This is a genomic window from Nocardioides marmotae (assembly GCF_013177455.1).
GTDB classification, from domain to species: Bacteria; Actinomycetota; Actinomycetes; order Propionibacteriales; family Nocardioidaceae; genus Nocardioides; species Nocardioides marmotae.
Genome location: NZ_CP053660.1, coordinates 2859063 through 2884736 on the forward strand (window position 1 = coordinate 2859063; position 25674 = coordinate 2884736).

Consider the following 25674-nt stretch of genomic DNA (forward strand, 5'->3'; position numbering starts at 1 on the left):
CCGGGGCGGGATGCGCCCATCGGCCATGGCTTCGGCTTTCGGACGACGGCACCGACAACTGGTGACGGCGCTCACACCGGCTCGGCACGCTCCCTCGTGGGGGGCGAGGCACGCCCCGAGGCCGCGACCGCGGCCGGTGTCGAGGAGGCAGCATGAGGACTCACGTGTCGATCGTGGCCGGGGCGGCCGCGCTGGCCCTGCTGACGGCGGGATGCTCGAGCGACGGGGTCGGCGGGGGCGAGTCGGCGGGCGACGCCCAGACCCTGCGGATCGGGTTCGTCTCGACCGAGACCGGGTCGCTCGCGCCGTTCGGCGAGGCGAACGCGTTCGTGGTGGACCAGATGGAGGACTACTTCGCCGAGAACCCGATCGAGGTCGACGGCGAGGAGGTCGACGTCGAGATCGTGGTCAAGGACGCCCAGAGCGACTCCACCCGCGCCGGTGAGGTCACCGCCGACCTGATCAACGGCGACGAGGTCGACGTGGTCATCTCCTCGGGCACCCCCGACGTGGCCAACCCGGTCTCCGAGCAGTGCGAGGCCAACTCGGTCCCCTGCATCACCACCGTGGCGCCCTGGCAGCCGTTCGCGATCCGCGGCGGCGACGAGCCGGCCGACCTCCAGTACAGCCACCACTTCTTCTGGGGCCTCGAGGACGTCGCGGCCGTCTACTCCGACATCTGGAGCCAGGTCGAGACCAACGGCCAGGCCGGCGGGCTGTTCCCCAACGACCCCGACGGCCAGGCGTGGAGCGCCAACTTCCCGGCGCTGACCGCCGACACCGGCGTCACCATCGAGAACCCCGGCCTCTACACGAACGGCACCAAGGACTTCTCCGCCCAGCTCTCCGCCTTCAAGGGCAAGGACATCCTGCTCGGCGTGCCGATCCCGCCGGACTTCACGACGTTCTGGAAGCAGGCCAAGCAGCAGGGCTACCGCCCCAAGGTCGCCACCATCGGCAAGGCGCTGCTCTTCCCCTCGGCCGTCGAGGCGCTCGGCGACATCGCCGACGGCCTCGGCACCGAGGTCTGGTGGACCCCGACCGCGCCGTTCGAGAGCTCGCTGACCGGGCAGTCGGCCCAGGAGCTCGCGGACGCGTTCGAGGAGGGCACCGGCCAGCAGTGGACCCAGCCGCTCGGCTTCGCCCACGCGCTCTTCGAGGTCGCGGCGGCCGCCGTGCAGAAGGCCGGCTCGACCGACGCCGAGGCCATCGACGAGGCGCTCGACGGCCTGTCGGTCGAGACCGTCGTCGGGCCCGTGGCCTGGGGTGCGGACGACTCGGTGCCGCCGTACATCGCCAAGACCCCGCTCACCGGCGGCCAGTGGCGCGCCGTCGAGGGCGGCGAGCACCCCTTCGACCTCGTGGTCGTCTCCAACGCCCTCGCCCCCGAGATCCCGGCCGCCGGCAAGGTCGAGCCGCTCCCGTGACCGAGCTGCTCGCCGTCCGCGGGGTGTCCAAGCGCTTCGGGCGCGTGGTCACCGCGACCGACGTGTCCTTCTCGGTGGCCGCCGGCGAGGTGCTCGGCGTCGTCGGCCCGAACGGCGCCGGCAAGTCCACGATGCTCGACCTCGTCAACGGCACCCAGCGTCCCGACGCCGGCCAGGTGCTGCTCGACGGGCATGACGTCACCTCCCTCGACGCCGCGGCGCGTGGTCGCCGCGGCGTCGGGCGGACCTACCAGATCCCCCGGCCCTTCGGGGGCCTGACGGTCTTCGAGAACGTCCTGGTCGGGTCCACCTTCGCCGGTCGGCACCGCGGCAAGGAGGCCCACCGCGCGGCGGTCGACGCCATCGAGGTCGCCGGGCTCGGGGACCTGCTCAACACCCGGGCCGGGGGGCTGCGCCTCCTCGACCGCAAGCGGCTCGAGCTGGCCCGGGCCCTCGCGACGCGCCCCCGGCTCGTGCTGCTCGACGAGATCGCCGGCGGCCTGACCGAGGCCGAGCTGCCCGCGCTCATGGACGTCGTGCGCCGGCTGCGCGAGGCCGGGCTCGGCGTGGTCTGGATCGAGCACATCGTCCACGCGCTGCTCGAGGTCGTCGACCGGCTGATGTGCCTGGCCATGGGCGAGGTCGTCGCCATCGGCGACCCGCACGAGGTGATGCGCAGCCCCGCCGTGGTGGAGGTCTACCTCGGCTCCATCCCGGAGGGGGACGCCCGATGAGCCTGCTCGAGGTCGACGCGATCGACGCCCACTACGGCGAGCTCCGGGCGCTGCACGGCCTGGACCTGCGCGTGGAGGAGGGCGAGACGCTCGCCGTCGTCGGCGCCAACGGTGCCGGCAAGTCCACCCTGCTCAAGGCGGTCGCCGGGGTCCTGCGCCCGACCGCCGGCCAGGTCCGCTTCGACGGTCGCGACGTCAGCGCCGTGCCCGATCACAAGCGGGTCCGCCTCGGCATCTCCCTGGTGCCCGAGGGCCGCCGGATCTTCCGGTCCCTCAGCGTGGAGGAGAACCTGCTGGTCGGTGGCCACCCCGGCCGCCCCGGGCCGTGGGACCTCGCGGCGGTGTACGACGCCTTCCCGCTGCTCGCGGACCGGCGGGCGCGCACCGGCGGCTACCTCTCCGGCGGTGAGCAGCAGGCGACCGCGATCGGGCGGGCCCTGATGGCCAACCCGCGGCTGCTGCTGCTCGACGAGGTCTCGCTCGGCCTGGCCCCGGTCGTGGTGCAGGACATCTACCGCGCGCTCCCCCGCATCACCGCACGCGGCACCACGGTGCTGGTCGTCGAGCAGGACCTCGGCCAGGCGCTCGAGGTCGCCGACCGGGTGCAGTGCCTGCTGGAGGGCCGCACCGTGCTGGAGGCCCCGGTCTCCCAGGTCGACCGCGAGCAGGTCGCGGCCGCCTACTTCGGTCTCGAGGAGGTCTAGGGATGGACTGGCTGAACGCGGTGGTCCAGGGCGTGCTCCTGGGCGGCCAGTACGCACTGATCGCGTGCGGGCTCTCGCTGGTCTTCGGCGTCATGCGGATCGTCAACCTCGCCCACGGCGCGCTCGCCGTCGCCGCGGCGTACCTGACCCTCCTCGTCGTCGAGCAGACCCCGCTCCCCCTGCCGGTGGCCCTGGTGGTGGCCGTGCTGGTCTTCGCGGTCGTCGGCTACCTGCTCCAGCGGGTGCTGCTCAACCGCTCCCTGGGCCAGGGCGAGCTGGCGCCGCTGCTGGTGACCTTCGGGGTGTCGGTGGTGCTGGTGAACCTGCTCCAGGAGCTGGCCACCGCCAACTCGCGCAGCATCTCGATCGGGTCGCTCGGCACGTCCAGCGTGAAGCTCGCCGACGGGCTCTCGCTCGGCGTCTTCTCCCTGCTCACCTTCGCGATCGCGGTCGCCGTCATCGGCGCGATCCAGCTCTTCCTGGCCCGCACCGCCACCGGCCGGGCGATGCGCGCGACCAGCGACGACCCCGGCGCGGCCCGGCTGATGGGCATCGACGACCGGCACGTCTACGGCCTCGCGACCGCCATCGCGGTCGGCAGCGTCGCGATCGCCGGGGCGTTCCTGGGGATGAGCACGCAGTTCACCCCCGGGTACGGCGACCTCGTCCTGATCTTCGCCTTCGAGGCCGTGATCATCGGCGGGCTCGGCTCGCTGTGGGGCACGTTCCTCGGAGGGCTCGTCCTCGGTGTCGCGCAGACCGTCGGCGCCCAGGTCGACCCGGCGTACGGCGTCCTGGTCGGCCACCTCGTCTTCCTCGCCGTGCTGGCCTTCCGGCCCAGCGGCCTGATGCCCCGGATGGTGACCGCATGAGCCCGACCCCCACCACCAACCCCGCCGGCCCCGCCGCCGCGCCCGCGGACCTGCTCGCCGGCGCCGGTGCGCGCGACGTCCACGTGGACCGCGGCGGGCGCGGGGGCCTCGTGGGCGCGGCGGTCCTGGTCGTGGCCGTCCTCGTGCTCGCGCTCTGGGTCCCCTACAACGTCTCGCTGGGCACCCTGAGCCAGCTGGTCGGCCTCTTCGCGCTGATCATCCTGGCCACGACGTGGAACCTGCTGGCCGGCTACGGCGGCCTGGTCTCCATCGGCCAGCAGGCCTTCATCGGCGCGGGCGGCTACGGCGTCATCTACCTCGCCGACACCGTCGGGGTGCCGCTCATCGGGGCGCTGGCCCTGGCGGCGGTGGTCTGCGGGCTGCTGGCGCTGATGACCTCGTTCCTGGTCTTCCGGCTGGTCGGCGGCTACTTCGCGATCGGCACCTGGGTGGTGGCGGAGGTCTTCAAGCTGGTGACCACCCAGGTCGACGCGCTCGGCGGCGGGTCGGGGCTCTCCCTCGGCGCCTTCCGCGGCGTGGACCGGGTCGACCGGGTCGCGACCGTCTACTGGCTGGGCCTGGGCCTCGCGGTGCTCGTCGTCGTGGCGACGTACCTGCTCATGCGCTCGCGCGTCGGGCTCGGCCTCACCGCGATCCGCGACGACGCCAAGGCGGCCTCCGGGCTCGGCGTCGACGTCCGCCGCTGGCAGCGCACCGTGTACGTCGCCTCCTCGGCCGGCGCCGGGCTGGCCGGGGCGCTCATCGCCGTCAACACGCTGCGGGTCAGCCCGGACTCGATCTACTCGGTCAGCTGGAGCGCCTTCATGATCTTCATCGTGGTGATCGGCGGCCTCGGCACCATCGAGGGCCCGATCCTGGGAGCGGTCGTCTTCTTCGTGCTCCAGCAGCAGCTCGCCGACCAGGGCACGTGGTACCTCGTGGCGGTCGGCGCGCTGGCGATCGCGGTCGTGCTGCTCGCCCCGCGCGGCCTGTGGGGCGCCCTCACCCGCGACCGGCTGCACCTGTTCCCCGTCGGCCGCCGGGTGCGGGTCGCCGAGAGGTCTGGACGTCCTGCGGCGGATGCGTAGCCTGAGTACATGACGCACGTCACACCTGCGGGGGGCGGAGGAGCCCCGGTCGCGTTCTCCACGGCCGGGCTCCCCGAGGCGCAGCGGATCGAGCTGTGGGAGTCCCACAACGCCGAGGCCCTCATCGGGCTGCGCTGCCGCAGCATGAGCGGCGCCGCCCTCGACGCCACCGAGGTCAACCTCCAGGTCGACCGGCTCCACCTGGCCCGGGTCCGCGGCAGCTCCCACGTCGTCGAGCGCGACGCGGGCATGGTCCGCAGCCGCCCGGCGGAGTCGGTGGCGCTGTTCTTCAGCCTCGCCGGCGAGGCGTTCTTCTACCACGACGACGGCGTGCGGACCGTCCAGCCGGGCCAGATGCTGCTCTGCGACGCCGACCGGCCGTTCATGCGCGGCTTCTCCCGCGGCCTGGAGGAGCTGGTGCTCAAGGTCCCGCGCGAGCTGTTCACCGAGGCCACCGGCATCACCGACGTGCCCAAGCCGGTGGTCACCGGCTTCGCCGCCGGCGCCAACGCCCACGCCCACGACCTGGCCCGCATGGTCGGCGCCGCCGCCCGCGACGAGGACCCGGTGCCGGTCACCGAGCAGGCGCTGCTCGACCTGCTCGCGGCACTCACCGGCCGGGACCACCAGGGCGACCTCACCACCGCGCACCGCAGCGCGGCACAGGCCTACATCGACGCCCACCTCTCCGACCCCTCGCTGTCGGCCGCCCAGGTGGCCGCGGCGGTCGGGCTCTCCACCCGCCACCTCTCGCGGGTCTTCGCGCAGGTCGACACCAGCGTGCCCCGCTACGTCCTGGGCCGCCGGCTCGAGCTGGCCCGGCGGCTGCTGGAGAAGCCGGCCGCGACCTCGATGACGATCGCCGAGATCGCCCACCACTGCGGCTTCAGCTCCGCGGCGCACTTCTCCCACGCCTTCACCACCCACGTCGGCGAGCGCGCCAGCGACGTACGCCGCCGGGCCGTCGCCGCCCGCGCCGTCCCCCTGCCCTGACCCTGCGCAGAACAGCCAGGTGCGCCGATCGGCCAACGCTTCCGCTTCGCGCCGAGATCGGCGTCACACCTCCCGCCCGGGCCGCGCGGGTGCCGAGACTGGCCGGGCCGCCGGCGGGTGTCCGGCGCAGAGAGGTGACGACCATGCCTGCGTTCCAGGACGGCCAGACCGAGACCGAGCTGCCGACCACCGCGACCGTCGAGACCGACGTGCTCATCGTGGGGTCGGGCCCGGCCGGGTCGGCCGCCGCGCTCGCCCTGGCGACGCTCGGGGTCCCGAACATCATGATCACCAAGTACCGCTGGACCGCGAACACCCCCCGCGCCCACATCACCAACCAGCGCGCCATGGAGGTCTTCCGCGACCTCGGCATCGAGGACCAGGTGCTGGCCGACGCGACCCCGCACCACCTCGTCGGCGACACCGTCTTCTGCACCTCCATCGCCGGGGAGGAGATCGGGCGCATCCACACCTGGGGCACCAGCCCGGCCCGCGAGGCCGACTACCAGCTGGCCTCGCCGTGCCTGACCGTCGACATCCCGCAGACCTACCTCGAGCCGATCCTGGTCCGCAACGCGGCCGCGCGCGGCTCGCAGACGCGCTTCTCCACCGAGTACCTCTCCCACGTCCAGGGCGACGAGGGCGTCGACGTGCAGGTCCTCGACCGGCTCACCGGCCAGCAGTACACGATCCGCGCGACGTACCTCATCGGCGCCGACGGCGCGCGCTCGAAGGTCGCCTCCGACATCGGCCTGCCCTTCGAGGGCGCGATGGACATCGCGGGCTCGATGAACATCACCTTCAAGGCCGACATCGCGGCGTACGTCGACCACCGCCCCTCGGTGCTCTACTGGGTCATCCAGCCCGGCTCCAACGTCGGCGGCATCGGCGCCGGCCTGGTGCGCATGGTCCGGCCGTGGAACGAGTGGCTCATCGTGTGGGGCTACGACATCGGCGGGCCGCCGCCGGTGGTCGACGAGGACGCCGCCACCCAGATCGTGCGCAACCTGCTCGGCATGCCCGACCTCGACGTCGAGATCACCGGCACCTCCCTGTGGGGCAACAACGAGATGTACGCGACGCACCTCCAGTCCGGCCGTGTCTTCTGCGCCGGCGACGCCATCCACCGCCACCCGCCGAGCAACGGGCTCGGCTCGAACACCTCGGTCCAGGACTCCTACAACCTGGCGTGGAAGCTCGCCGCCGTGCTCCGCGGCCAGGCCGGCCCCGCGCTGCTGGACACCTACTCCACCGAGCGCGCGCCGGTCGCCGAGCGGATCGTCAAGCGGGCCAACCGCTCCAGCCGGGAGTTCGTCGACCTCTTCGTCGCCCTCGGGGTCACCGACGCCCGCACCGAGGAGGAGATGGTCGCCAGGATCGAGGAGCGCAAGGCCAACACCCCCGAGGGCGCGGCCAAGCGCGCGGCGCTGCTCAAGGCGATGGAGCTGAAGAACTACGAGTTCAACGCCCACGGCGTCGAGCTCGGGCAGTTCTACGAGTCCTCCGCCGTGGTCGGCGACGGGACCCCGCGCCCCACCCCGACCCGCGACCCCGACCTCTACCACGAGGCCTCGACCGTGCCCGGCTCCCACCTGCCGCACGCGTGGGTCGGCGACAACGTGCACAAGCAGGCGATGATGGACCTCGCCCCCTACGACCGGTTCACCCTCATCACCGGCATCGCCGGGGAGGCCTGGGCGGAGGCCGCCGCGGCGGTGGCCGCCGAGCTCGGCGTCCCGCTGGCCACCGTCGTCATCGGCCCCGGCCGCGAGGTCACCGACCTCTACTACGACTGGGCCAAGCTGCGCGAGGTCGAGGAGAGCGGCGCGCTGCTCGTGCGCCCCGACAAGCACATCGCCTGGCGCGCCCGCACGCTGCCCGAGGACCCGGCCGGCGACCTGCGCGACGCGCTCGCCCGCGTCCTCTCGCGGGCGCCGGAGCAGGGCGGGGACGCATGAGCCTGCGCTTCGAGCACGAGACGCTCCCCCAGCGGGTGCGGTTCGGGGCCGGCGAGGCCGCGGCCGCGCTGGCCGAGGAGGTCGAGCGGCTCGGCGGCCGTCGGGTGATGGTCCTCGCCGGCCGCCCCGAGGCCGAGGTGGCCGCGCGGGTGACGGCCGGGCTGCCGGTGGTCCACCACCACGACGAGGTGGTCATGCACGTCCCGGTGCCGGTCGCCGAGCGCGCCCGGGCCGCCGCCGCCGAGCACGACGCCGACGTGCTGGTCAGCGTCGGCGGCGGGTCGACCACCGGGCTGGCCAAGGCGGTCGCGCTGACCACCGGCCTGCCGGTGGTCGCCGTCCCGACGACGTACGCCGGGTCGGAGGCGACGAACGTCTGGGGCCTCACCGACGACGGCGCCAAGACGACCGGGGTGGACCCGCGGGTGCTGCCCCGCGCGGTCGTCTACGACGCCTCGCTCCTCGTCTCGCTGCCGGTCGACCTCGCGGTCGCCTCGGGCCTCAACGCCATGGCCCACTGCGTGGACTCGATGTGGGCGCCGCGCACCGATCCGATCGACGCCGCGCTGGCCACCGAGGGCATCCGCGCGCTGGCCGCCGGCCTGCCGCGGATCGTCGAGGACCCGACCGGGGTCGCCGGCCACGAGCAGTCGCTGTACGGCGCGTACCTCGCCGCGGTCGCCTTCTCCTCGGCCGGGTCGGGCCTGCACCACAAGATCTGCCACGTGCTCGGCGGGCGCTACGACCTGCCGCACGCCCCGACCCACGCCGTGGTGCTCCCCCACGTGCTCGCGCTCAACGGCCCGGCCGCCCCCGAGGCCGAGCGGCGGATCGCCGAGGCGTTCGGCTCCGACACCGCGCTCGACGGCCTCCAGGCCCTGCGCTCGCGGCTCGACGCACCCCGTGCGCTGCGCGACCACGGCCTGCCCGAGGACGACCTCGACGACGCCGCGGCGGCCGTCCTGCCCGCCGTGCCACCCAGCAACCCCGCCCCCGTCACCATCGACACGCTGCGCCACCTCCTGCGGCAGGCGTGGGAAGGAGCAGACCCGCGATGACCAGCACCCCGACCACCCCGAGCGCCGCCGACCACACCATCGAGGACGCCCAGCGCGAGCGCGAGGAGGAGCTCGTCCAGCGCGTCGTCGACTCCTTCGCCGGCACGCCCGACGACCGGCTCCGCGAGATCATGGGCGCGGCCGTCCGCCACCTCCACGGCTTCCTCCGCGAGGTGCGGCTGACCGAGGAGGAGTGGCGCCAGGGCATCGACTTCCTCACCGCGATCGGCCACATCACCGACGACCGGCGCCAGGAGTTCATCCTGCTCTCCGACACCCTCGGCGCCTCGATGCAGACCATCGCGATCAACAACCAGGCCTACGCCGACGCCACCGAGGCCACCGTCTTCGGGCCGTTCTTCGTCGAGGACGCCCCGCGCGTCGAGCTCGGCGGCGACATCGCCGGCGGCGCGACCGGGCAGCCGTGCTGGGTCGAGGGCACCGTCCGCGACACCGACGGCCGGCCCGTCCCCGGCGCTCGGATCGAGGTGTGGGAGGCCGACGAGGACGGCTTCTACGACGTGCAGTACGGCGACGGCCGCACCGCCGGGCGCGCCCACCTGTTCAGCGACGAGGACGGCGGCTACCGGTTCTGGGCGGTCACGCCGACGCCGTACCCGATCCCCCACGACGGCCCCGTCGGCGCCATGCTCGCCGCGACCGGCCGCTCGCCGATGCGCGCCTCGCACCTGCACTTCATGGTCACCGCGCCCGGCCTGCGCACCCTGGTCACGCACATCTTCGTGCGCGGCGACGAGCTGCTCGCCAGCGACAGCGTCTTCGGCGTCAAGGACTCGCTGGTCATGGACTTCGTCGAGCACCCGGCCGGCACGCCGACCCCCGACGGCCGCGACCTCGCCGACCGCTCCTGGGCGAGCACGCGCTTCGACGTCGTGCTCGCCCCGGGCGACGCCGGGGCCGACGCGGGGGCCGACGCGGGGGCCGACGCGGGCGTCGACGCGGGGGCAGACACGGACGGGCGCTAGCGGGTCAGGGCCGGCGGGTCGACACCGTCCGGCTCGCCCGCTCGCAGTCGGCCCCGTCGCAGCGCACCAGCGCGGTCCGGACGCGGCCATGGGCGTCGAGCACCAGGTCGGTCGCCGTCTCGAAGCGGACCTGGCCGAACCAGCCGCCGATGTCGTACGTCGCCAGCCGCCGGCCGCGCACCGCCCGGGCCTGCACGGTGCTCGTGCCGAGCCCGTCGCTCAGGAGCGGGACCACCGCCAGCCGGCCGCCGTCCGGGGCGACCGCCTCGACGCGCCACTGGCACGAGCGCCACCACACCCGGCCGGGGTCGGAGATCGAGGTGACCACGCTGCAGCCGCCGAGGTAGGGGTCGCGAGTCCACGCCGCCATCCGGTCGGCCGCGAGGTCGGCCAGGTAGACGTCGCTGCCGGTCAGCGTGCGGATCGTGCCGGCGGTGAGGTCCCAGCGGACCGTCGGGCGGCGCACCCCGTCGCCGGAGACGAGCGCGACCCCGTCCCGGGCGTCCAGCACGTCACGGGCGCCGGCGAGGGTCCGCTGCACGAGCAGCTCACCCGAGCGCGGGTCGAGGGCGCGCAGGACCGTGCGGCCGGGCCGCCCGGGCCGGCCGAGGTACTGACCGGTGAGCAGGTGGTCGCCGTCGGCGGAGAGGTGCGCGTCGTTCCAGCCGCGGCCGCGCAGGAGCACCCGCCGGGAGCCGTCGGGCCGCACCCGGGTCACCCGCTGGTGGGTGCCGTTGACCGGCGTGAACGCGACGACGTAGGCCCCGCCGGCGCGGCCGAGCAGCCGGGCGTCGGGCAGGTCGATGCGGACGCGCCGGTCGCCGTCGACGATCGTCGAGCCGACGAGCGCCGGGAAGGCCGGGTCCGCGCCGCGCGCGAGGGCGGCCGGACGGATGAGCACCGGGTCGTCCGCCGCCGCCCCGGCTGGGGCTGGCATCAGCGCGACGACCGCAGCAGTGACGGCGGCGAGAGTGGCGGCCAGGGCGACGTGGGTGCGGGACACGGTGGCTCCAGGAGTGGGGGCGGGTGCGGCCGCCGGGCGGCGGCCACACCCTCTTCGACGCTGCCGCGGCCGCCGAGGTTGTCAGCCGGCTGGCCGCCGGGGCGTCAGCCGGGGCGTCAGCCGGCCGGCGCGACGTCGAGCACCCAGGTGACGCCGAACGGGTCGGTGAGCATGCCGTAGAGCGGCGCCCACGCCGCCGGCCCGAGCGGCTGCACGACGGTCGCGCCCTCGGCGAGGCGCTCCCAGCGCTCGGTGATCTCGGCCGGGTCGGCGCTGCGGACCGAGACGAAGAACGGGTCGTCCCCGGCGCTCCACGGGCGGGCGGCCGGCACGTCGTAGGCCATCACGCGGAAGCCGTCGGGGCTGATGACCTGCCCGAAGACGACCTGGTCGGCCTCGGCCGGGTCCTGGCTGCCGAGGTCGCCGTACGTCGCGATGACCAGCTCGCCGCCGAAGACCGAGCGGTAGTGCTCCAGCGCCGCGCGGGCCCGGCCGCGGAAGTTGAGGTGGGGGGTGACGTCGATGCTCATGGGTGCTCCTCGGAAGGTGGTGGGCGCCGACCGGTCGGCCGACACCTCGAGCCTGGCGGGCGATCCGGTCAGGTCCTGTCCTCTTCTCCTGGCAACCTGAGTGCCATGGCCGGTACGTCGGGACGTCTCCTCGCGCTGCTCTCCCTCCTCCAGGCGCGGCGCGACTGGCCCGGCGCGCTGCTGGCCGAGCGTCTCGAGGTCAGCGAGCGCACGGTGCGCCGCGACGTGGGCCGGCTGCGCGACCTCGGCTACCCGATCACCGCGACGAAGGGACCCGACGGCGGCTACCGGCTCGGCGCCGGGGCGGACCTGCCGCCGCTGCTGCTCGACGACGAGCAGGCCGTCGCGCTGGCCGTCGCGCTGCGCAGCGCGACCGCGTCGGGGGCAGACGTCGGCGAGGCCGCCGGCCGGGCGCTGGCGACGCTGCGCCAGGTGATGCCCTCCCGGCTGCGGCACCGCGTCGACGCCGTCGAGCTGTCCTCCGCCGCGCCCTCGAGAGGCGCCCGCCCCGCCGCGGACCCCGCGGTGCTGGCCACGCTCGCCGCCGCGGTCCGCGCGCGCGAGCTGGTGCGGTTCGACCACGGCGACCCCGGCGACCCCGGCGACCCCGGCGACCGGCCCGGCGTCGTACGACGGGTGGAGCCGCACCACGTGGTGTCCCGGGCCGGCCGGTGGTACCTCGTCGGGTGGGACCTCGACCGCGACGACTGGCGGGTCTTCGGCGTCGACCGGGTCCGCCCGCGGGTGCCGCACGGGCCGCGCTTCACGCCGCGCGCGCTCCCCGGCGACGGGAGCGTGGCCTCGTTCCTCACCGGCCGCTTCCGCGGCGCGGCCGCGGGCGAGGACTGGCCGTGCCGCGGCGAGGTGGTGCTGCACCTGCCGCTGGCCCAGGTCGCGCCGTTCGCGCTCGACGGGGTGGTCGAGGCGCTCGGCCCCGACCACACCCGGCTGGCCGTGGGCTCCTGGTCGTGGACCGGCCTGGTCGCGCTGCTGGCCCGCTTCGACGCCGACCTCGAGGTGGTCGGCCCGCCCGAGCTCGCCACCGCGATCGACCGGGTCGGGCGGCGGCTGGTGGACGCGGGCGGCCGCGGGCCGGCACAGAACTAGAATCCGTTCTCGTCCTGCCGGCCCCGACCCCGATCCCGAGGTGGCCCATGCCCGACACGTTCGCCCGGCTGGTCGCCGACCGCGCCGAGGACGACTCCCCCGGCCTGTGGTTCGAGGAGCGGTCCTGGACCTGGCGGGAGGTCGTCGCCGAGGCGCGGCAGCGGGCCGGCCTGCTCGAGCAGCTGCGCGTGGAGGGCCCCTGGCACGTCGGCCTGGCGATGGAGAACACCGCCGAGCACCTCCTGTGGTGGTGCGCCGCCGCGATCGCCGGCGCGACCGTGGTCGGCGTGAACCCGACCCGCCGCGGCCCCGAGCTCGCGCGCGACATCGCCTTCACCGAGTGCCAGGCGCTCGTGGTCGACGACAGCCGCCGCCCCCTGCTCGACGGGCTCGCGACCGGCGTCCCCGCGGCGCGCACGCTCCACGTCGACGAGCCCGGGTACGCCGCCCGGCTGGCCGCGGCGGTGCCCCTCAACCTCGCGCGGGCCGGCGACGTGGCGGCCGACGCGGCGTACTCCCTGGTGTTCACCAGCGGCACCACCTCCGCGCCGAAAGCGGTGGTCTGCACGCAGGGGCGGATGGCGCGGATCGCCGGGCAGCAGGTCGAGCGGCGGGGGCTCACCGGCGGCGACGTCTTCTACGTGGTGATGCCGATGTTCCACTCCAACGCGATCATGGCCGGGATCGCGCCGGCGGTGCGGACGGGCGGGCGGGTCGTGCTGCGGCGGCGGTTCTCGGCGTCGGCGTGGCTGCCGGACGTGCGGCGGCACGGGGTGACGTTCTTCAACTACGTCGGCAAGCCGCTGCACTACGTGCTGGCGACCCCCGAGCGGCCCGACGACGCCGACAACCCGCTGCGGATCGCCTTCGGCAACGAGGCCTCCGAGCGCGACATCGCTGAGTTCTCCCGGCGCTTCGGCTGCCGCGTGATCGACTCCTTCGGCTCCAGCGAGGGCGAGATCCACGTGATGCGGACCCCGGAGACGCCGCCGGGCTCGCTCGGCGTCGCACCCGAGGGCACCGTCGTGCTGGACCCCGAGACGCTGCGCGAGTGCCCGCCGGCGCGGTTCGACGACGCCGGCGTGCTGCTCAACGCCGAGGAGGCCGTCGGGGAGATCGTCAACACGACCGGGGCGGCGCTGTTCGAGGGCTACTGGAACAACCCCGAGGCCGAGGCGCGGCGGCTGCGCCACGGCTGGGTGTGGTCCGGCGACCTCGCCTACCGCGACGCCGACGGCTTCTTCTACTTCGCCGGCCGCTCCGGTGACTGGCTGCGCGTCGACGGGGAGAACGTCGCGACCGCGCCGATCGAGCGGCTGCTCGGCCGGTTCCCCGCGTTCTCCTCGGTCGCCGTGCTCGCCGTGCCCGACGAAGCCGTCGGCGACGCGGTGCTCGCCGTCGCCGAGCTCGAGCCCGGCGCGGCCTTCGACCCCGACGCCTTCGCCGCCTTCCTCGCCGCCCAGCCCGACCTCGGCACGACCTGGGTGCCGCGCTACCTGCGCCCGGTCGACGCGCTGCCGCGCACCGCCACCAGCAAGGTGGTCAAGCGGGCGATCGACACCGGCCTCGACGGGGCGCTGGAGCGGGTCGGGTCGTCCTACCGGTACGCCGTGCGTACCGACCCGCGAGACCCCCTGGCCCTGCGCGGGTGAGCGGGGCCACCCTGTCCCTCGTGAGCGAGCCCTACTCCCTGACCACCGCCGGCAGCACCGACGTCCCCGAGGCGGCGATCCGCGAGGCGGCCGACCGGCTGGTGCACGCCGCCCGCACGGTCGCCCCCTGCGCACCGGTCCGCGACCTGATCGGCTCCGAGGACCTCGCGGCGGCGTACGCCGTGCAGTCGCTGCTCGTCGAGGCCCGCCGCGCCGACGGGGCGATCGTCGTGGGCCGCAAGATCGGCGCGACCTCGGTGGCCGTCCAGCAGCAGCTCGGCGTGGACCAGCCCGACTTCGGCTGGCTCTTCGACGACATGGACCTCTCCGGCGCCGCCGAGGTGCCGATGGCGCGGCTGCTCCAGCCCAAGGCCGAGGCGGAGGTGGCCTTCGTGCTCGGCGCCGACCTCGCGGACGGGCCGCTGGACGAGGCGCAGGTGCGCACCGCGGTCGACTCCGTCGTCGCCGCCCTCGAGATCGTCGACAGCCGGATCGCCGGCTGGGACATCTCCTTCGGCGACACCGTCGCCGACAACGCCTCCTCCGGCCTCTACGTGCTCGGCGAGGAGCGCCGCACCCTCGACGAGGTCGAGCCGGCCGAGGTGACGATGCGGATGACCATCGACGGCGAAGAGGTCTCCACCGGCACCGGCGCCGCCTGCCTCGGCGACCCGCTCACCGCGCTGTCCTGGCTGGCCCGCGCCGCCCGTGCCTACGGCGAACCCCTCCGCGCCGGGCAGGTCGTCCTCTCCGGCGCGCTCGGCCCGATGCGCGACGTACCCCCCGGCGCCACCGTCGTCGCCGAGATCTCCGGCCTCGGCTCGGTCACCGCGCGGTTCTCGGGCTGACCTGCTGCTGCCTGTTCATCAAGGTATGCAGGCGAACCGTCGGGCGACGGTTCGCCTGCATACCTTGATGACGCGTCACTCCCCCGTGTGAATTCACCCGGGGAAGTGACGGTTCGCCGACATACCTTGATGAACCGCCGGCCGGCCGGCCGGATGATTCATCGGCCGGCCGACAAAACTCCCGGTCGGACGCTGAAGTTCCATCGGCCCACCGACAGTTTCAGCGGCCGGCCGATGAACCTCGCGACCAGCCGGCCCTACCCGTCCGCAGCGACGGCGGCAGCGTCGCGGATCGGCGTGATCCACGACTGGTGGGTGGCGCTGTTCTTGGTGATCGCGAGCAGCTCGTCCATGTGCGGCTCGAGGCCGGTGACCTTGTCGAGCGGCACGCCGACGACGAGCTGGAAGCCGAGCCCCTTCCAGGCCTGGACCGCGCGGCCGGCGAACTCGGCGTCGGCCTTGACGAACCCCTCGTCGAGGAAGACCGGCGCGAAGCGCGGCCGGGACCGCAGCTCGTCGCCGAGGCGGAACCGCAGGGCCGAGCCGACGATGAAGGCGACCAGCTCCTGGGTCTCGCCGCCGCTCTTCTCCCCCAGCGTGCGGTACGTCGCCTTGAGCTCGCCGGTGAGCGGGTCGTACCGCTCGGCGCTGACCTCCACGTGGCGGCGCACGTCGAGTAGCCGGTCCCGGTCGGAGATGCCGCCCTCGGCCACCCCGTCCGCCCCCCCGGCCGAGGCGGAGGAGGCCGAGGAAGACGCCGGCCGCAGCTGCTGCATGAACCGGCTCAGCTGGATGAACCGCTCCTCCAGCTCGCTCTCGTCGAGCTCGCGGGTCGAGCCGGAGGAGAGCGCGCGGAGGTCACGCAGGAAGACCGTGACGTGGGCGGGGGTGAGCCGGCGCAGCCGGATCCGCAGCCGGTCGCGGGTCGCGCCGAACTCCAGGCGCCGCAGGATCGCGTTGATCGGCTCGAGCCGGTCCTCGATGTCCTCGATCGAGGCGGCCATCGCGCCGACGAGCGGCACGAGGTCCTGCCCGCTCCACTCGGTCAGCCGGCGCCGCCACTCCGAGCGCCGCTCGGCGAGCCCGGTGCCGCGGACCTCCTCGAGGATGCGCGCGTAGTCGGGGTAGGACTCGGCGGTGGCGCCGAGGTTCGGCGACTCCCACCGCGCCTGGTAGAGCCGGAAGATCCCGGCCAGCTCCTCGGCCACCCGGCGGGTCTCGGCCTCGGCGTCGGCGACCGCGGCGCGCAGCCCCTCGGCGAGCCGGTGGGAGGTCTCGTGGAACCGGTCGAGGTCGCCGGGGTCGGCGGGCTCGGCGGCGGCGGCGAACTCCGCGGCCAGCGCGGCGTCCTGCTCCTCGGTCAGCACGACCTCACCGGCCCGCTCGACGGCCTCGAGCCGGTCCTTGACCGCGTCCTCGTCGTCAACGAGCACGCCGTGGGCCTCGGTCAGCGCCCGCGACCGCTGCTCGAGCGCGAACCGCTCGCGGCGGGTCTCCTCCAGCCGCGCGGAGAGCTCCTCGACCTGCGACTGGAGCGCCTGGAGCTTGTCATCCGAACCGAGGATGTCCTCGCGGCGCCGCTCCAGCTCGGCGGTGCGCCGGTCGCTGGCGGTGACGTCGAGGTCGTCGAAGCGCGCGGTCGCGACGGCGTCGTACGCCGTGCGGCGCTGCTCGAGGACGGCCGCGCGGTGGTCGAGGGCGCCGACCTCGGCGTCGATCGCCCGCAGCTGCTCCTCGAGGGTGGCCAGCTCGGTGTCGAGCTCGGCGATCGCGTCGGCGTTGGAGAAGCCGATGATGCTGCGGGCGTCCGCGCGGCCGTGCGTGCCGCGGCGGCCGCTGCGGGTCTGACCGGTCGGGGTGACCCGCAGCCCCTCGCCGGCGAGCCCGGCGGCGTCCTCGACGCACAGCGCGTTGCGCGAGGGGTGGGCGACGTGGGCGCGGACCCAGCCGCTGAACGGCGAGTCCTGGTGGACCAGCTTGCCCGCGACGTGGTCGGGGTCGGCCGGGCCCGGGTCGGGCAGGTCGAGCTCGACGCCCTCGAAGGTCAGCCGGCCGCGCAGCCGCAGCCCGTCGATCGCGGCCGAGAAGTGCTCGAGCCGGTCGAGCGGCACGAGCATGACCCGGGCGCTCGCGCCGAGCACGGTCTCCACCGCGGTCCGCCAGCGCGACTCCTCCGGCGCGACGTCGACCAGCTCGGCGACGTACGGCAGCTCCTCGACCGAGAGCCCGCTGGCGCGCGCGACCTCGGCCCGCATCTCGTGCATGCCGGCGGGCACCCGCCCGGCGCGGCTCTCCAGCGAGGCGCGCTCGCGGCGCAGCTCGGCCTGGCGCTGCTGGAGCGGGTAGCGCCGGTCGCGGGTGCCGTCGCGGTCGCGCTTGATGGTCTCCAGCGCCGAGCGGCAGCCCGAGAGCCACTGCCGGGCGTGCTGCTGGAGCACCGCGAACGCCTCGGCCGACATCAGCGCGCCGTCGAGGTCCAGCGCCGAGGAGTCGTCGGCCGTCTCGGTGGCCTCGAGGAGCGGGAGGAGCCGCTCGGAGAGGGCGGTACGCCGCGCGAGCCGGTCGTCGCGGACGACCCGCTCCTGCTCCAGGGCCAGCGCGAGCGACTGGAGGGTCGACCCGCCGGCCGCGCGGTGCTCCTCCTTGGCGGCCTCGAGGTCGCCGAGCAGCGTCTGCTCGGTCGAGAGCGCCGTGGCCAGCGCGTCGGAGGTGGTCGCCCGCTCCTCGCGGTTGACCGCGACGGCGGACTCGATGAGCCGCAGGTGGGTGCGCAGCAGCCACAGCCGCAGCGGGGTGTCGCCGGTGAGCGTGACGCCGTAGGAGTCGAGTTCCGCGAGGCGGGCGGCGGCGGCCGTGCCCCGCTCGTGCAGGTCGGTGATCGGCTCGAGCAGCTCGAGCTTCTGCTCCTCGGTGCGCATCGCGGCGTAGGCCTGCTCGAGGTCGTCGAAGTGCTCGACGGCGCGGTCGGCGGCGGCGTACGTGCTGGGCCGCTCGAGGACCATCTCCTTGTAGAGCTCATCGACGCTGCGGACCTGGTTACCGGCCTGGATCCGGGCGAGCAGCCGCAGCGCCTTCGCGCCGTCGCCGCCCGCGCCGATGCCGAGCCGGGCGTGCAGCACGGCGGCGAAGTCCGCGTAGGTGCGGTGCACCCGGATGCCGGGGAAGAGCTTCTTGAGCGTGGTGGCGTGGAACCGCTCGCCGACGGCGACCTCGAGGCTGCCCAGCGGCAGCGCGCCGTCGTGGGTGGCCAGCTGCATCTGCACGTCGGCCGACCGGGTCGCCCGGCGCGGGACGTAGTAGGTGCGCAGCACGGTGAACCGGCCGCCCTGGTCGTTGACGAAGGTCATCGCGACCGCGCCCCAGGTGTCGCTGCCCTGCCCGCGCAGCAGCCGCTCGACCGGCCGCCCGGTGCGGGGGTCGTCGACGACGTCGACGGCGCCGCGGAGGTACGACAGCAGGTTGCGCTGCCCGACGCCGCGCGCCCGGCCGGCGACCGCGTCGTTGGACGCGCCGTTGAACTTGGTGTCCGAGGGCATCATCAGCGCGGTGTAGGCGTCCAGGACGGTGCTCTTCCCCGCGCCGGAGGCGCCGGAGATCATCGTCGCGTCGCCGCGCAGCGGGATGGTGGTGAGCCCCGCGAAGCCGCCCCAGTTGACCAGCTGCATGAGCGCGGCGCGCCACTGCATCCCGTCGTCGGACGGCGTCGCCACGACCCTGCGGTCGAAGAGCCCCTCGGAGCGCTCGTCCTCGAGCTGCTCGATCTCGTCGATGGACACCGTCACTCCCCTGCCTGGCCGGCCTGCTCGAACAGCCCGTCACCCTCGACCTCGTCGACCGGAGCCGGGTCCTCGTTGGCGCGCCGCAGCGCCTCGAGCAGCTCGTGGAGCAGCTCCAGCGGCAGCAGCGGCTCGACGGCCTCGCTGATCTCGAACCGGTCCTCGTGGTCGCCGGTGATCAGCAGCCCGGCCTTGACCAGGCTGACCACCGCGTTGCGGGCGCGCTTCTCGTCACCCGCCTCGTCGGTGGCGTGCGGCGGCCGGAAGCCCGCGACGTGCTCCACGAGGTCCTCGCGGTCGACGAAGACCCGTCGGTCGCCCGCGGCCGCGCCGGCGCGCAGGCGGTCGCGGAGGTGCACCAGCACGATCGTCTCCTCGCGCGACCACGCGGCGTCGTACAGCAGGGTCGGGAAGCGGGCGCCGGTCTCGGAGACGGCCTGCCGCTTCCACGCGACCTCCCGCTCCCGGTCCAGCGCGAGGTCGAGGAAGAGGTCGTTGAGCCGCGAGCGCAGCACCCGCTCGTGCTCGACGAGCACCTGCCAGTCCCGCGGGTGGGTGCGCGCGCTGACGAAGCGCTGCTTGAGCAGGGTCACCAGCGCCTGGCGCTGGGCCTGCTCCAGGCCGCCCTCGTCGCCCTCCCAGAGCGAGACCGAGGCCTGGTCGACCGGCTCGTCGAGGTCGGGTCCGGTCAGGCTCATGGGGCGGTCTCACTTCCGGTGGTGCGGTCGGCGCTGTCGGGGGTGCTGTCGGGGGTGGTGTCGCGCGCGCGGTCGGGGTCGGGCAGCGGCGTGCGCGGCACCGCGAAGACGCGCTGCGAGCCGTCGGGGCGGACGGCGGTGACGGTCTCGAGGACGTCGGGGTCGGGGTCCCAGCCGCGGTCGGCGGCCAGGTGCAGCAGGCCGAACAGCTCGACCGGCCGGCGCAGCGCGGGGTCGAGGCCCTCGAAGAGCTCACCGAGCGAGCCGGCGGGCAGCAGCGAGGCCAGCGAGGCCTCGAGCCGCTCGCGCAGGTCGGTCAGGCGCGGGCCGCCCTGGGCGACCAGCTCGGCCAGGGACACCGGCGGCGCGTCGCCGGGGTCGGCGACCTCGATCCGCTCGGGCAGCACGTCGTCAGCGGGGTCGTGGAACCGCTCGCGCAGGTGCCCGACGTCGGCGCGCGCGGGCAGCAGGGGTACGTCGTGCGTGGCGCGCGGTCCGGTGGTCGCCATCCAGGTCATCAGCTCCGACTCGACCTGCCGCAGCGTCTGCTCGAGCTCGCGGTCGCGGGCGGCGTCGCGGGAGACGATGTAGTCCTTGAGCGTCGCGGTGACCCGGGAGCGCTGCACGAGCACGCGGTCCAGGCCGTCGCGGACGAGCCGGACCGTGCCGCGCAGCTCGGCGCGCTCGGCATCGCTGATGATGCCGTCGGCGAGCGGGTGGTCGAGCAGCGCGGTGAGGTCCTCGCGGAGCTGGCCGACCAGCCCGTCGTCGCGCAGCAGGGCGAACGCGCCCTCGAAGGCGCGGCCCTCCTGGGTAGCGGTCATCAGCGCGTCGGCGCGGGCGAGGTAGTCGTCGATGACCTGCCCCGGCGGGCGGTCCTCGGCGCGGAACGCCGCCAGGATCTCCCCGCGGATCGTGGCGAACCGCTCCTCGACCCGCGCGAAGTCGCTGGGCAGCGCCGAGACCAGGGACAGCAGCTCGGTGAACCCCTCGAGCATGTAGTCCTCGGTGGCGCCCTCGAGCTCGCCGCCGTCGACGAGCCGGTCCCGCTCGGCCTGGAGCCGGGCGATCTCGGCGTTGAGGATGCCGACCCGGGCGGTGCGGTCGGGGTTGGCCTCGGCGTTGAACCGCCGCACCGTGCCGAGGATCGTGGCGATCCGGTGCTCGCTGAGCGTCGCCCGGTCGCGGGCGAGGTTCTTGACCAGCTCGAGCGCCTGCTGGGCGTGGGAGGTGAGCGTGTAGACCTCGCGGCCGCCGTCGTCGAGGGAGCGGACCAGCCACTGGCCGCGCATCCAGCGCTGGCAGATCTCCCGGCCGGTGCCCGACGGCAGGTCGGTCTCGCCGGCCGCGCGGACCTCGGCGAGGTGCTCCTCGACCTGGGTGTGCAGCCGCGCGGTCGGGATCGGCAGGTTGTTGCGGCCGAAGGCCTCGCGGAAGATCGTGATGACCACCGGGGCCTGGCGCTGGTGCAGCAGGGTCAGCGTCGGCTGGGCGAAGGCGCGCCGGACGCCCGCGAGCTCTCCCGCGATCCCGCTCATCCCCGACCCCCTCGACGCCTGCCGTGCAGCAGCCGCCAAGCATCCCAGGCGCCGCCGCGAGCGCCGAAACGCGGGCCCGCCCCAGGCGCGCCACCGCCTCGGCTACCGGCCGGTGGCCGCCTCGAGCACGAAGGCGAGCACCGAGACCGCGACGTAGTCGATCGCCGGCTCGGTGGCGGCGTAGGCGCGGACGTCGTCGAGGTAGCGCGCCCCCTGCCCGTCGAAGGCGCGCCACGACCCGCTCGAGCACGGCTCGGCGTAGGCGCCGGGCGCGCCCAGCCCGCGCAGCGCGGCGGCCGCGACCGGCCCGTTGCCGACCGCGCCCAGCAGCTCCTCGCCGCGGCCGGGCCCGCCGGCGCGGGCGCCGAGGATGTTCGCGACCTGGTGGTGCGGGCAGCGGGGGTACGTCGTCCCGGCGCCGACCACGAGCGAGGTGCCCCACGCGTTGGCGCCGAGCACCCAGTCGCGCAGGCCGGTCCCGACCCCGGCGACCGGTCCGGCCGGGACCTCCCCCGTCAGCCGCTCGAGCAGCCGCGCGGTCACCGACGCACCCAGGGCGAAGTCGGCTCCCGGGTCCTCGTCACCCCCGAAGGCCAGCGGGGCGGCGTACCGGTCCCGCGCGATGCGGACCTGCGCCCGCAGGTCCCCGACCAGGTCGGCCCGGTCGACGGCGAGCCGCAGCCCGGGGTGGGCCTCCAGCGCGCGGACCAGGTCGGCGTGCGCGACGGCGGACTGGTCGTCGCGGGCCAGGGTGTACCAGCCGTGCCGCGGGCTGCGCAGGTAGGACCGCGCCCACCGCGCCGCCGCCCGGAGGTCGGCCCGCTGCCGGGCGGCGGGGACGTCGAGCGCCTGGCCGGCGAGCGCGATCTCGGTGGCACCGAGCTCGAGGTCGTCGCGCCACTCGTCCTCCTCGTAGTAGACGTGCGGGGAGGTCGTCAGCAGCCGCCCCACGTCGCGGGTGCGGGCCCGGGCGAGCACGGCGCGCGCCGTGCGCAGGTGGGCGCGCGCCCGGTCCGGCCGCTCCTCGGCGAGGACCTGCGCGGCCAGGGCGAGGGCCGCCGCCGTCCGGCCCGCCAGGTTGGGGCTGATCCGGGCACGCGGCCCGCCGGTGACGAAGGCGGGCCGGTGCTTGAGGAGGTACGCCGCGTCGCCGGGCGACACCCGGCGCCGGTCGTCGGCCTGGGGCAGCCGCCAGGCGTCGTGGTCGCCGCGCAGGCCGGGCCGGCCCTCGCCGAGCCCGACCTGGTAGACGAGCGCCTTGCGGCGGTCCAGCCAGGCGCGGTCCAGCCAGCGCACGCCGTGCAGCGCCTCCTCGACCAGCCCGGGCACCGGCGTGCGGGCGTCGCGGGCGGCGACGAGCAGCAGGGAGGCGGCGTAGCTCGTGGTCTCGACGAGCTTGAGGTAGTCCCCCGCGTCGGCCCACCCGCCGCGCACGTCGACCCGCCCGCCGGCCGGGCGCAGGTCGCCGACGAGCCGGGTGCCGCGGAACCGCGGCGGTCGGTGCAGCCGGGCCCGCCGGTCCGCGAGGTGGCTGGGGCGGCGCTGCATCACCGAGCCGACGACGTCCGCGCCGTCGCGCTGGGCCTGGAAGAAGCGGACCCCGTTGGCCGCGAGCGGCCCGTAGAGCTCGGTGGCCGGGGCGACCGCGAAGGTGGGCGAGGCGCCCGCGGCCGCGCCGCGCACCTCGACGCGGTAGCGACCGTCGGCCGGCGCCGGCACGCTCACCCGGTGCACGTGCGGCCACCGATCGCTCCAGCGCCCGACGTCGGCACCGAGCGGGCCGGACGCGACGACCCCGCCGGCCGCGTCGATGAGCGCGTACGTCGCCCGCGGGGCCGGCGCGGCGGTCATCACCTGCGCGACGACCGGCTCCCCGGCGGCGTACCCGACCTGGTTGACGCGCACCACCGCCGCGACCGGCTCGGCCGCCCGCTCGGCAGGCGCAACATCCGAGGCGACCGGTGCCGCGGCGAGCGGCGTCAGCAGGAGGAGCGGGAGGACCGCACGCAGCAGGGGCACCCGCTCATCGAAGCACTGCTCAGGCCACCAGCGCGCGCACCGCGGCGTCGGAGGCGGCGAGCGCGTCCCGGTCGTGGGTGGAGCCGCTGACCAGCAGCTCGTCGGCGCCGGTGCGCTCGACGAGCTCCTCGAGCCGCCGGCGCACCGTCCCCGCGCTGCCGGCGACCACCGCGTCCAGCCCCCGCTCGAGGCGCGCGGCGTCCTGGGCGTCCCAGCGCTGCGCGCGGATGTCGACGACCGGCTCCAGCGGCCCGAAGACGCCGGTGCGGCGCGAGCGGACCATCGCCCAGACCTCCGGCAGCGCCAGCTCGCGGGCCTCGGCGTCGGTGTCGGCGACGAGCACGTCGAGGGAGACGGTCAGGTGCGGCTCGCTGCCGCGGTGCGGCTGGAAGCCCCGGCGGTACGCCGCCAGCCGCTCGCCAACGTCGGGCTCGGCGAGCACCGGCCCGCCGACGACCGCGGGCAGCCCGAGCGCCGCGGCGACCTCGACCCCGCGGCCGGTCGCGAGCACCGAGACCGGCACCGGCCCGACCCCGGCGGGCCGTGCGGTCACCGGCCCGGCGTCCTCGAGGTGGTCGCGCAGCTCCGCGACGTCCTCGGCGAAGGTGTCCGGCTGCTCGGCGCCGCGCCGCAGCGCCCGGCGCACCGGGGCGGTGAAGCCGACCGAGCGCCCGACGCCGAGGTCGACCCGGCCGGGGTGCAGCGCGGCGAGCATCCGGAACTGCTCGGCCACGACGAAGGGCTGGTGGTGGGGCAGCATCACGCCGCCGGAACCGATCCGGATGCGCGAGGTGGCCGCGCCGACCGCCGCGAGCAGGACGGCCGGGGCGCCGGAGGCGACGCCGGGCACGCCGTGGTGCTCGGCCACCCAGACCCGCTCGTAGCCCAGCTCCTCGGCGCGCACCGCCCGCTCGACGGTGTGGCCCAGCGCCGCCCCCTCGGCGTGGCCGGTGCGGGTGCGGGAGCGGTCGAGCAGGGACAGCCTCATGTCCTGCTCAACGGCCCGCGGGGTGTGCGCCTTCCCCGGCGGCGACGTGCGCGGTCTCGACCCGGCCGGCCTCGACGTGCCAGCGCTCGTCGAGCCGGACGCCCGCGAGGAGCCGCCGGTCGTGGGAGACGAGCAGCAACGCGCCGTCGTAGGCGTCGAGCGCCTGCTCGAGCTGCTCGATCGCGGGCAGGTCGAGGTGGTTGGTCGGCTCGTCGAGGACGAGCAGGTTGACCCCGCGCGCCTGGAGCAGCGCCATCGAGGCGCGGGTGCGCTCGCCCGGGGAGAGCCGCGAGACGAGGCTCGCGACCTGGTCGGCCTTGAGGCCGAACTTGGCCAGCAGGGTGCGCACCTCGGCCTGGTTGAGCTCCGGCACGACCGCCTCGAAGGCCTCCCCGAGCGGCAGGTCCTCGGCGAGGCCGGTGCGCGCCTGGTCGATGACGCCGACCGCGACCGACGCCCCGAGCGAGGCCGAGCCCTCGTCGGGGGTGGTCCGGCCGAGCAGCAGGTCCAGCAGCGTCGTCTTGCCGGCGCCGTTGGGCCCGGTGATCCCGATCCGGTCGCCGGCCTCGACCTGGAGGGACACCGGCCCCAGCTGGAAGTCGCCGAGGCGGCGGGTGGCCTGGTTGAGGGTCGCGACGACCGAGCTGGACCGCGGCGCCGCAGCGATGTCGAACTGCAGCACCCACTCCTTGCGGGGCTCCTCGACCTCCTCCAGGCGCGCGATCCGCGACTCCATCTGGCGGACCTTCTGGGCCTGCTTCTCCGAGGACTCCGTGGCCGCCTTGCGCCGGATCTTGTCGTTGTCGGGGCTCTTCTTCATCGCGTTGCGCACGCCCTGGGAGCTCCACTCCCGCTGGGTCCGCGCCCGCGAGACGAGGTCGGCCCGCGTGCCGGCGTACTGCTCGTAGGCCTCGCGGGCGTGGCGCCGCTGCACCGCGCGCTCCTCGAGGAACGCGTCGTAGCCGCCGTCGTAGACCGTCACCTGCTGCTGGGCGAGGTCGAGCTCGACGATCCGGGTCACGCAGCGGGCGAGGAACTCCCGGTCGTGCGAGACCAGGACGACGCCGGCGCGCAGGCCCTGGACGAACTCCTCGAGCCGGGCCAGCCCCGCGAGGTCCAGGTCGTTGGTCGGCTCGTCGAGCAGCACCACGTCGAACCGGCTCAGCACCAGCGCCGCGAGGGCGACCCGCGCCGCCTGGCCGCCCGAGAGCGAGGTCATCAGCGCGTCGGCGGCGACATCGGGTGCCAGGTCGGCGAGGACCGGTCCGAGCCGGTCGTCGAGGTCGGCGGCGCCGCTGGCCATCCAGTGGTCGAAGGCGACGGCGTAGGCGTCGTCCGCGCCGGGCTCGCCGGACCCGAGGGCCGCGGCGGTCTCCTCCATCGCGACGGTCGCGGCGGCGGCGCCGGTGCGCCGGGCGACGTACTGCCCGACCGTCTCCCCGGGCACCCGCTCGTGCTCCTGGGGCAGCCAGCCGACGAACGCGTCGCTCGGCGCGGTGCTCACCGTCCCGCCCATCGGGGTGTCCGCCCCGGCGAGCAGGCGCAGCAGCGTGGACTTGCCGGCGCCGTTCGCGCCCACGACACCGACGACGTCCCCGGGGGCGACCGTGAGGTCGAGCCCCTCGAAGAGCACGCGGTGGCCGTGGCCGCCGGAGAGGTCCTTGGCGACGAGGGTGGCGCTCACCGCTCGAGCCT

Annotated in this window: 20 protein-coding genes; 12 read left to right on the forward strand and 8 right to left on the reverse strand. The window is 75.2% G+C overall.

Going from position 1 to position 25674, the window contains the following annotated elements; all coding sequences use genetic code 11:
• The first annotated feature begins 152 nt into the window (after positions 1-152).
• The 9 genes from HPC71_RS13650 (at position 153) to HPC71_RS13690 (ending at position 9820) form a co-directional block, all read left to right on the forward strand.
• On the forward strand, positions 153-1427 hold the full coding sequence (locus tag HPC71_RS13650; RefSeq protein WP_154616345.1) for an ABC transporter substrate-binding protein: 1275 nt from the start codon (positions 153-155) through the stop codon (positions 1425-1427).
• The gene (locus tag HPC71_RS13655; protein ID WP_171896795.1) at positions 1424-2161 is read left to right on the forward strand and encodes an ABC transporter ATP-binding protein; all 738 of its coding nucleotides are present in this window, start codon (positions 1424-1426) and stop codon (positions 2159-2161) included. Before HPC71_RS13650 ends, HPC71_RS13655 begins: the two co-directional genes overlap by 4 nt.
• Positions 2158-2865, forward strand: a complete 708-nt coding sequence (locus HPC71_RS13660) for an ABC transporter ATP-binding protein (protein ID WP_154616344.1) — start codon at positions 2158-2160, stop codon at positions 2863-2865. The genes HPC71_RS13655 and HPC71_RS13660 overlap by 4 nt, the downstream gene beginning before the upstream one ends.
• Before the next feature lie 2 nt (positions 2866-2867).
• On the forward strand, positions 2868-3737 hold the full coding sequence (locus HPC71_RS13665) for a branched-chain amino acid ABC transporter permease (protein WP_154616343.1): 870 nt from the start codon (positions 2868-2870) through the stop codon (positions 3735-3737).
• Complete coding sequence (locus tag HPC71_RS13670; RefSeq protein WP_154616342.1) at positions 3734-4825, forward strand: branched-chain amino acid ABC transporter permease; 1092 nt, start codon at positions 3734-3736, stop codon at positions 4823-4825. The genes HPC71_RS13665 and HPC71_RS13670 overlap by 4 nt, the downstream gene beginning before the upstream one ends.
• A gap of 9 nt (positions 4826-4834) precedes the next feature.
• A complete protein-coding gene (locus HPC71_RS13675; protein ID WP_154616341.1) occupies positions 4835-5818 on the forward strand; it encodes a helix-turn-helix domain-containing protein in 984 nt (327 codons plus the stop codon).
• Between the two features lie 143 nt (positions 5819-5961).
• Positions 5962-7776: an FAD-dependent oxidoreductase gene (locus HPC71_RS13680; RefSeq protein ID WP_154616340.1), complete on the forward strand. Its 1815-nt coding sequence runs from the start codon at positions 5962-5964 to the stop codon at positions 7774-7776.
• On the forward strand, positions 7773-8834 hold the full coding sequence (locus HPC71_RS13685; protein ID WP_154616339.1) for a maleylacetate reductase: 1062 nt from the start codon (positions 7773-7775) through the stop codon (positions 8832-8834). The genes HPC71_RS13680 and HPC71_RS13685 overlap by 4 nt, the downstream gene beginning before the upstream one ends.
• Positions 8831-9820: an intradiol ring-cleavage dioxygenase gene (locus HPC71_RS13690; protein WP_154616338.1), complete on the forward strand. Its 990-nt coding sequence runs from the start codon at positions 8831-8833 to the stop codon at positions 9818-9820. Before HPC71_RS13685 ends, HPC71_RS13690 begins: the two co-directional genes overlap by 4 nt.
• Before the next feature lie 4 nt (positions 9821-9824).
• On the opposite strand, the gene HPC71_RS13695 is transcribed toward HPC71_RS13690, so the two are convergent.
• Together HPC71_RS13695 and HPC71_RS13700 are read right to left on the reverse strand one after the other, a co-directional pair.
• Positions 9825-10823 (reverse strand): hypothetical protein, encoded by a 999-nt coding sequence (locus HPC71_RS13695; RefSeq protein ID WP_154616337.1) that lies wholly within the window; start codon positions 10821-10823, stop codon positions 9825-9827.
• Between the two features lie 116 nt (positions 10824-10939).
• The gene (locus tag HPC71_RS13700; protein WP_154616336.1) at positions 10940-11353 is read right to left on the reverse strand and encodes a VOC family protein; all 414 of its coding nucleotides are present in this window, start codon (positions 11351-11353) and stop codon (positions 10940-10942) included.
• Positions 11354-11458: 105 nt separating this feature from the next.
• Here HPC71_RS13700 and HPC71_RS13705 point away from each other — a divergent pair, with 105 nt between their 5' ends.
• From HPC71_RS13705 to HPC71_RS13715, 3 genes are read left to right on the forward strand one after another with little or no spacing between them, the layout of a single operon-like run.
• Positions 11459-12460, forward strand: coding sequence for a helix-turn-helix transcriptional regulator (locus HPC71_RS13705; RefSeq protein ID WP_154616335.1), 1002 nt, complete (start codon positions 11459-11461; stop codon positions 12458-12460).
• A 47-nt stretch (positions 12461-12507) separates the two neighbouring features.
• On the forward strand, positions 12508-14112 hold the full coding sequence (locus tag HPC71_RS13710) for an AMP-binding protein (RefSeq protein WP_154616334.1): 1605 nt from the start codon (positions 12508-12510) through the stop codon (positions 14110-14112).
• 20 nt (positions 14113-14132) lie between these two features.
• Positions 14133-14960 carry a 2-keto-4-pentenoate hydratase gene (locus HPC71_RS13715; RefSeq protein ID WP_171896796.1) on the forward strand — a complete coding sequence of 276 codons (828 nt, stop codon included), beginning with the start codon at positions 14133-14135 and terminating at the stop codon, positions 14958-14960.
• Positions 14961-15217: 257 nt separating this feature from the next.
• On the opposite strand, the gene HPC71_RS13720 is transcribed toward HPC71_RS13715, so the two are convergent.
• The 6 genes from HPC71_RS13720 to HPC71_RS13745 form a co-directional block, all read right to left on the reverse strand.
• Positions 15218-18736, reverse strand: coding sequence for an ATP-binding protein (locus tag HPC71_RS13720; RefSeq protein ID WP_253943715.1), 3519 nt, complete (start codon positions 18734-18736; stop codon positions 15218-15220).
• A gap of 2 nt (positions 18737-18738) precedes the next feature.
• The gene (locus HPC71_RS13725) at positions 18739-19434 is read right to left on the reverse strand and encodes a DUF4194 domain-containing protein (RefSeq protein ID WP_154616333.1); all 696 of its coding nucleotides are present in this window, start codon (positions 19432-19434) and stop codon (positions 18739-18741) included.
• A complete protein-coding gene (locus HPC71_RS13730) occupies positions 19431-20972 on the reverse strand; it encodes a DUF3375 domain-containing protein (RefSeq protein ID WP_154616332.1) in 1542 nt (513 codons plus the stop codon). Before HPC71_RS13730 ends, HPC71_RS13725 begins: the two co-directional genes overlap by 4 nt.
• Before the next feature lie 102 nt (positions 20973-21074).
• Entirely contained in the window at positions 21075-22991 is a 1917-nt protein-coding gene (locus HPC71_RS13735; RefSeq protein ID WP_154616331.1) for a glycoside hydrolase family 9 protein, read from the reverse strand.
• Between the two features lie 19 nt (positions 22992-23010).
• A complete protein-coding gene (locus tag HPC71_RS13740; RefSeq protein WP_154616330.1) occupies positions 23011-23979 on the reverse strand; it encodes an MsnO8 family LLM class oxidoreductase in 969 nt (322 codons plus the stop codon).
• 7 nt (positions 23980-23986) lie between these two features.
• Positions 23987-25663 (reverse strand): ABC-F family ATP-binding cassette domain-containing protein, encoded by a 1677-nt coding sequence (locus tag HPC71_RS13745; RefSeq protein WP_171896797.1) that lies wholly within the window; start codon positions 25661-25663, stop codon positions 23987-23989.
• Positions 25664-25674 lie beyond the last annotated feature (11 nt).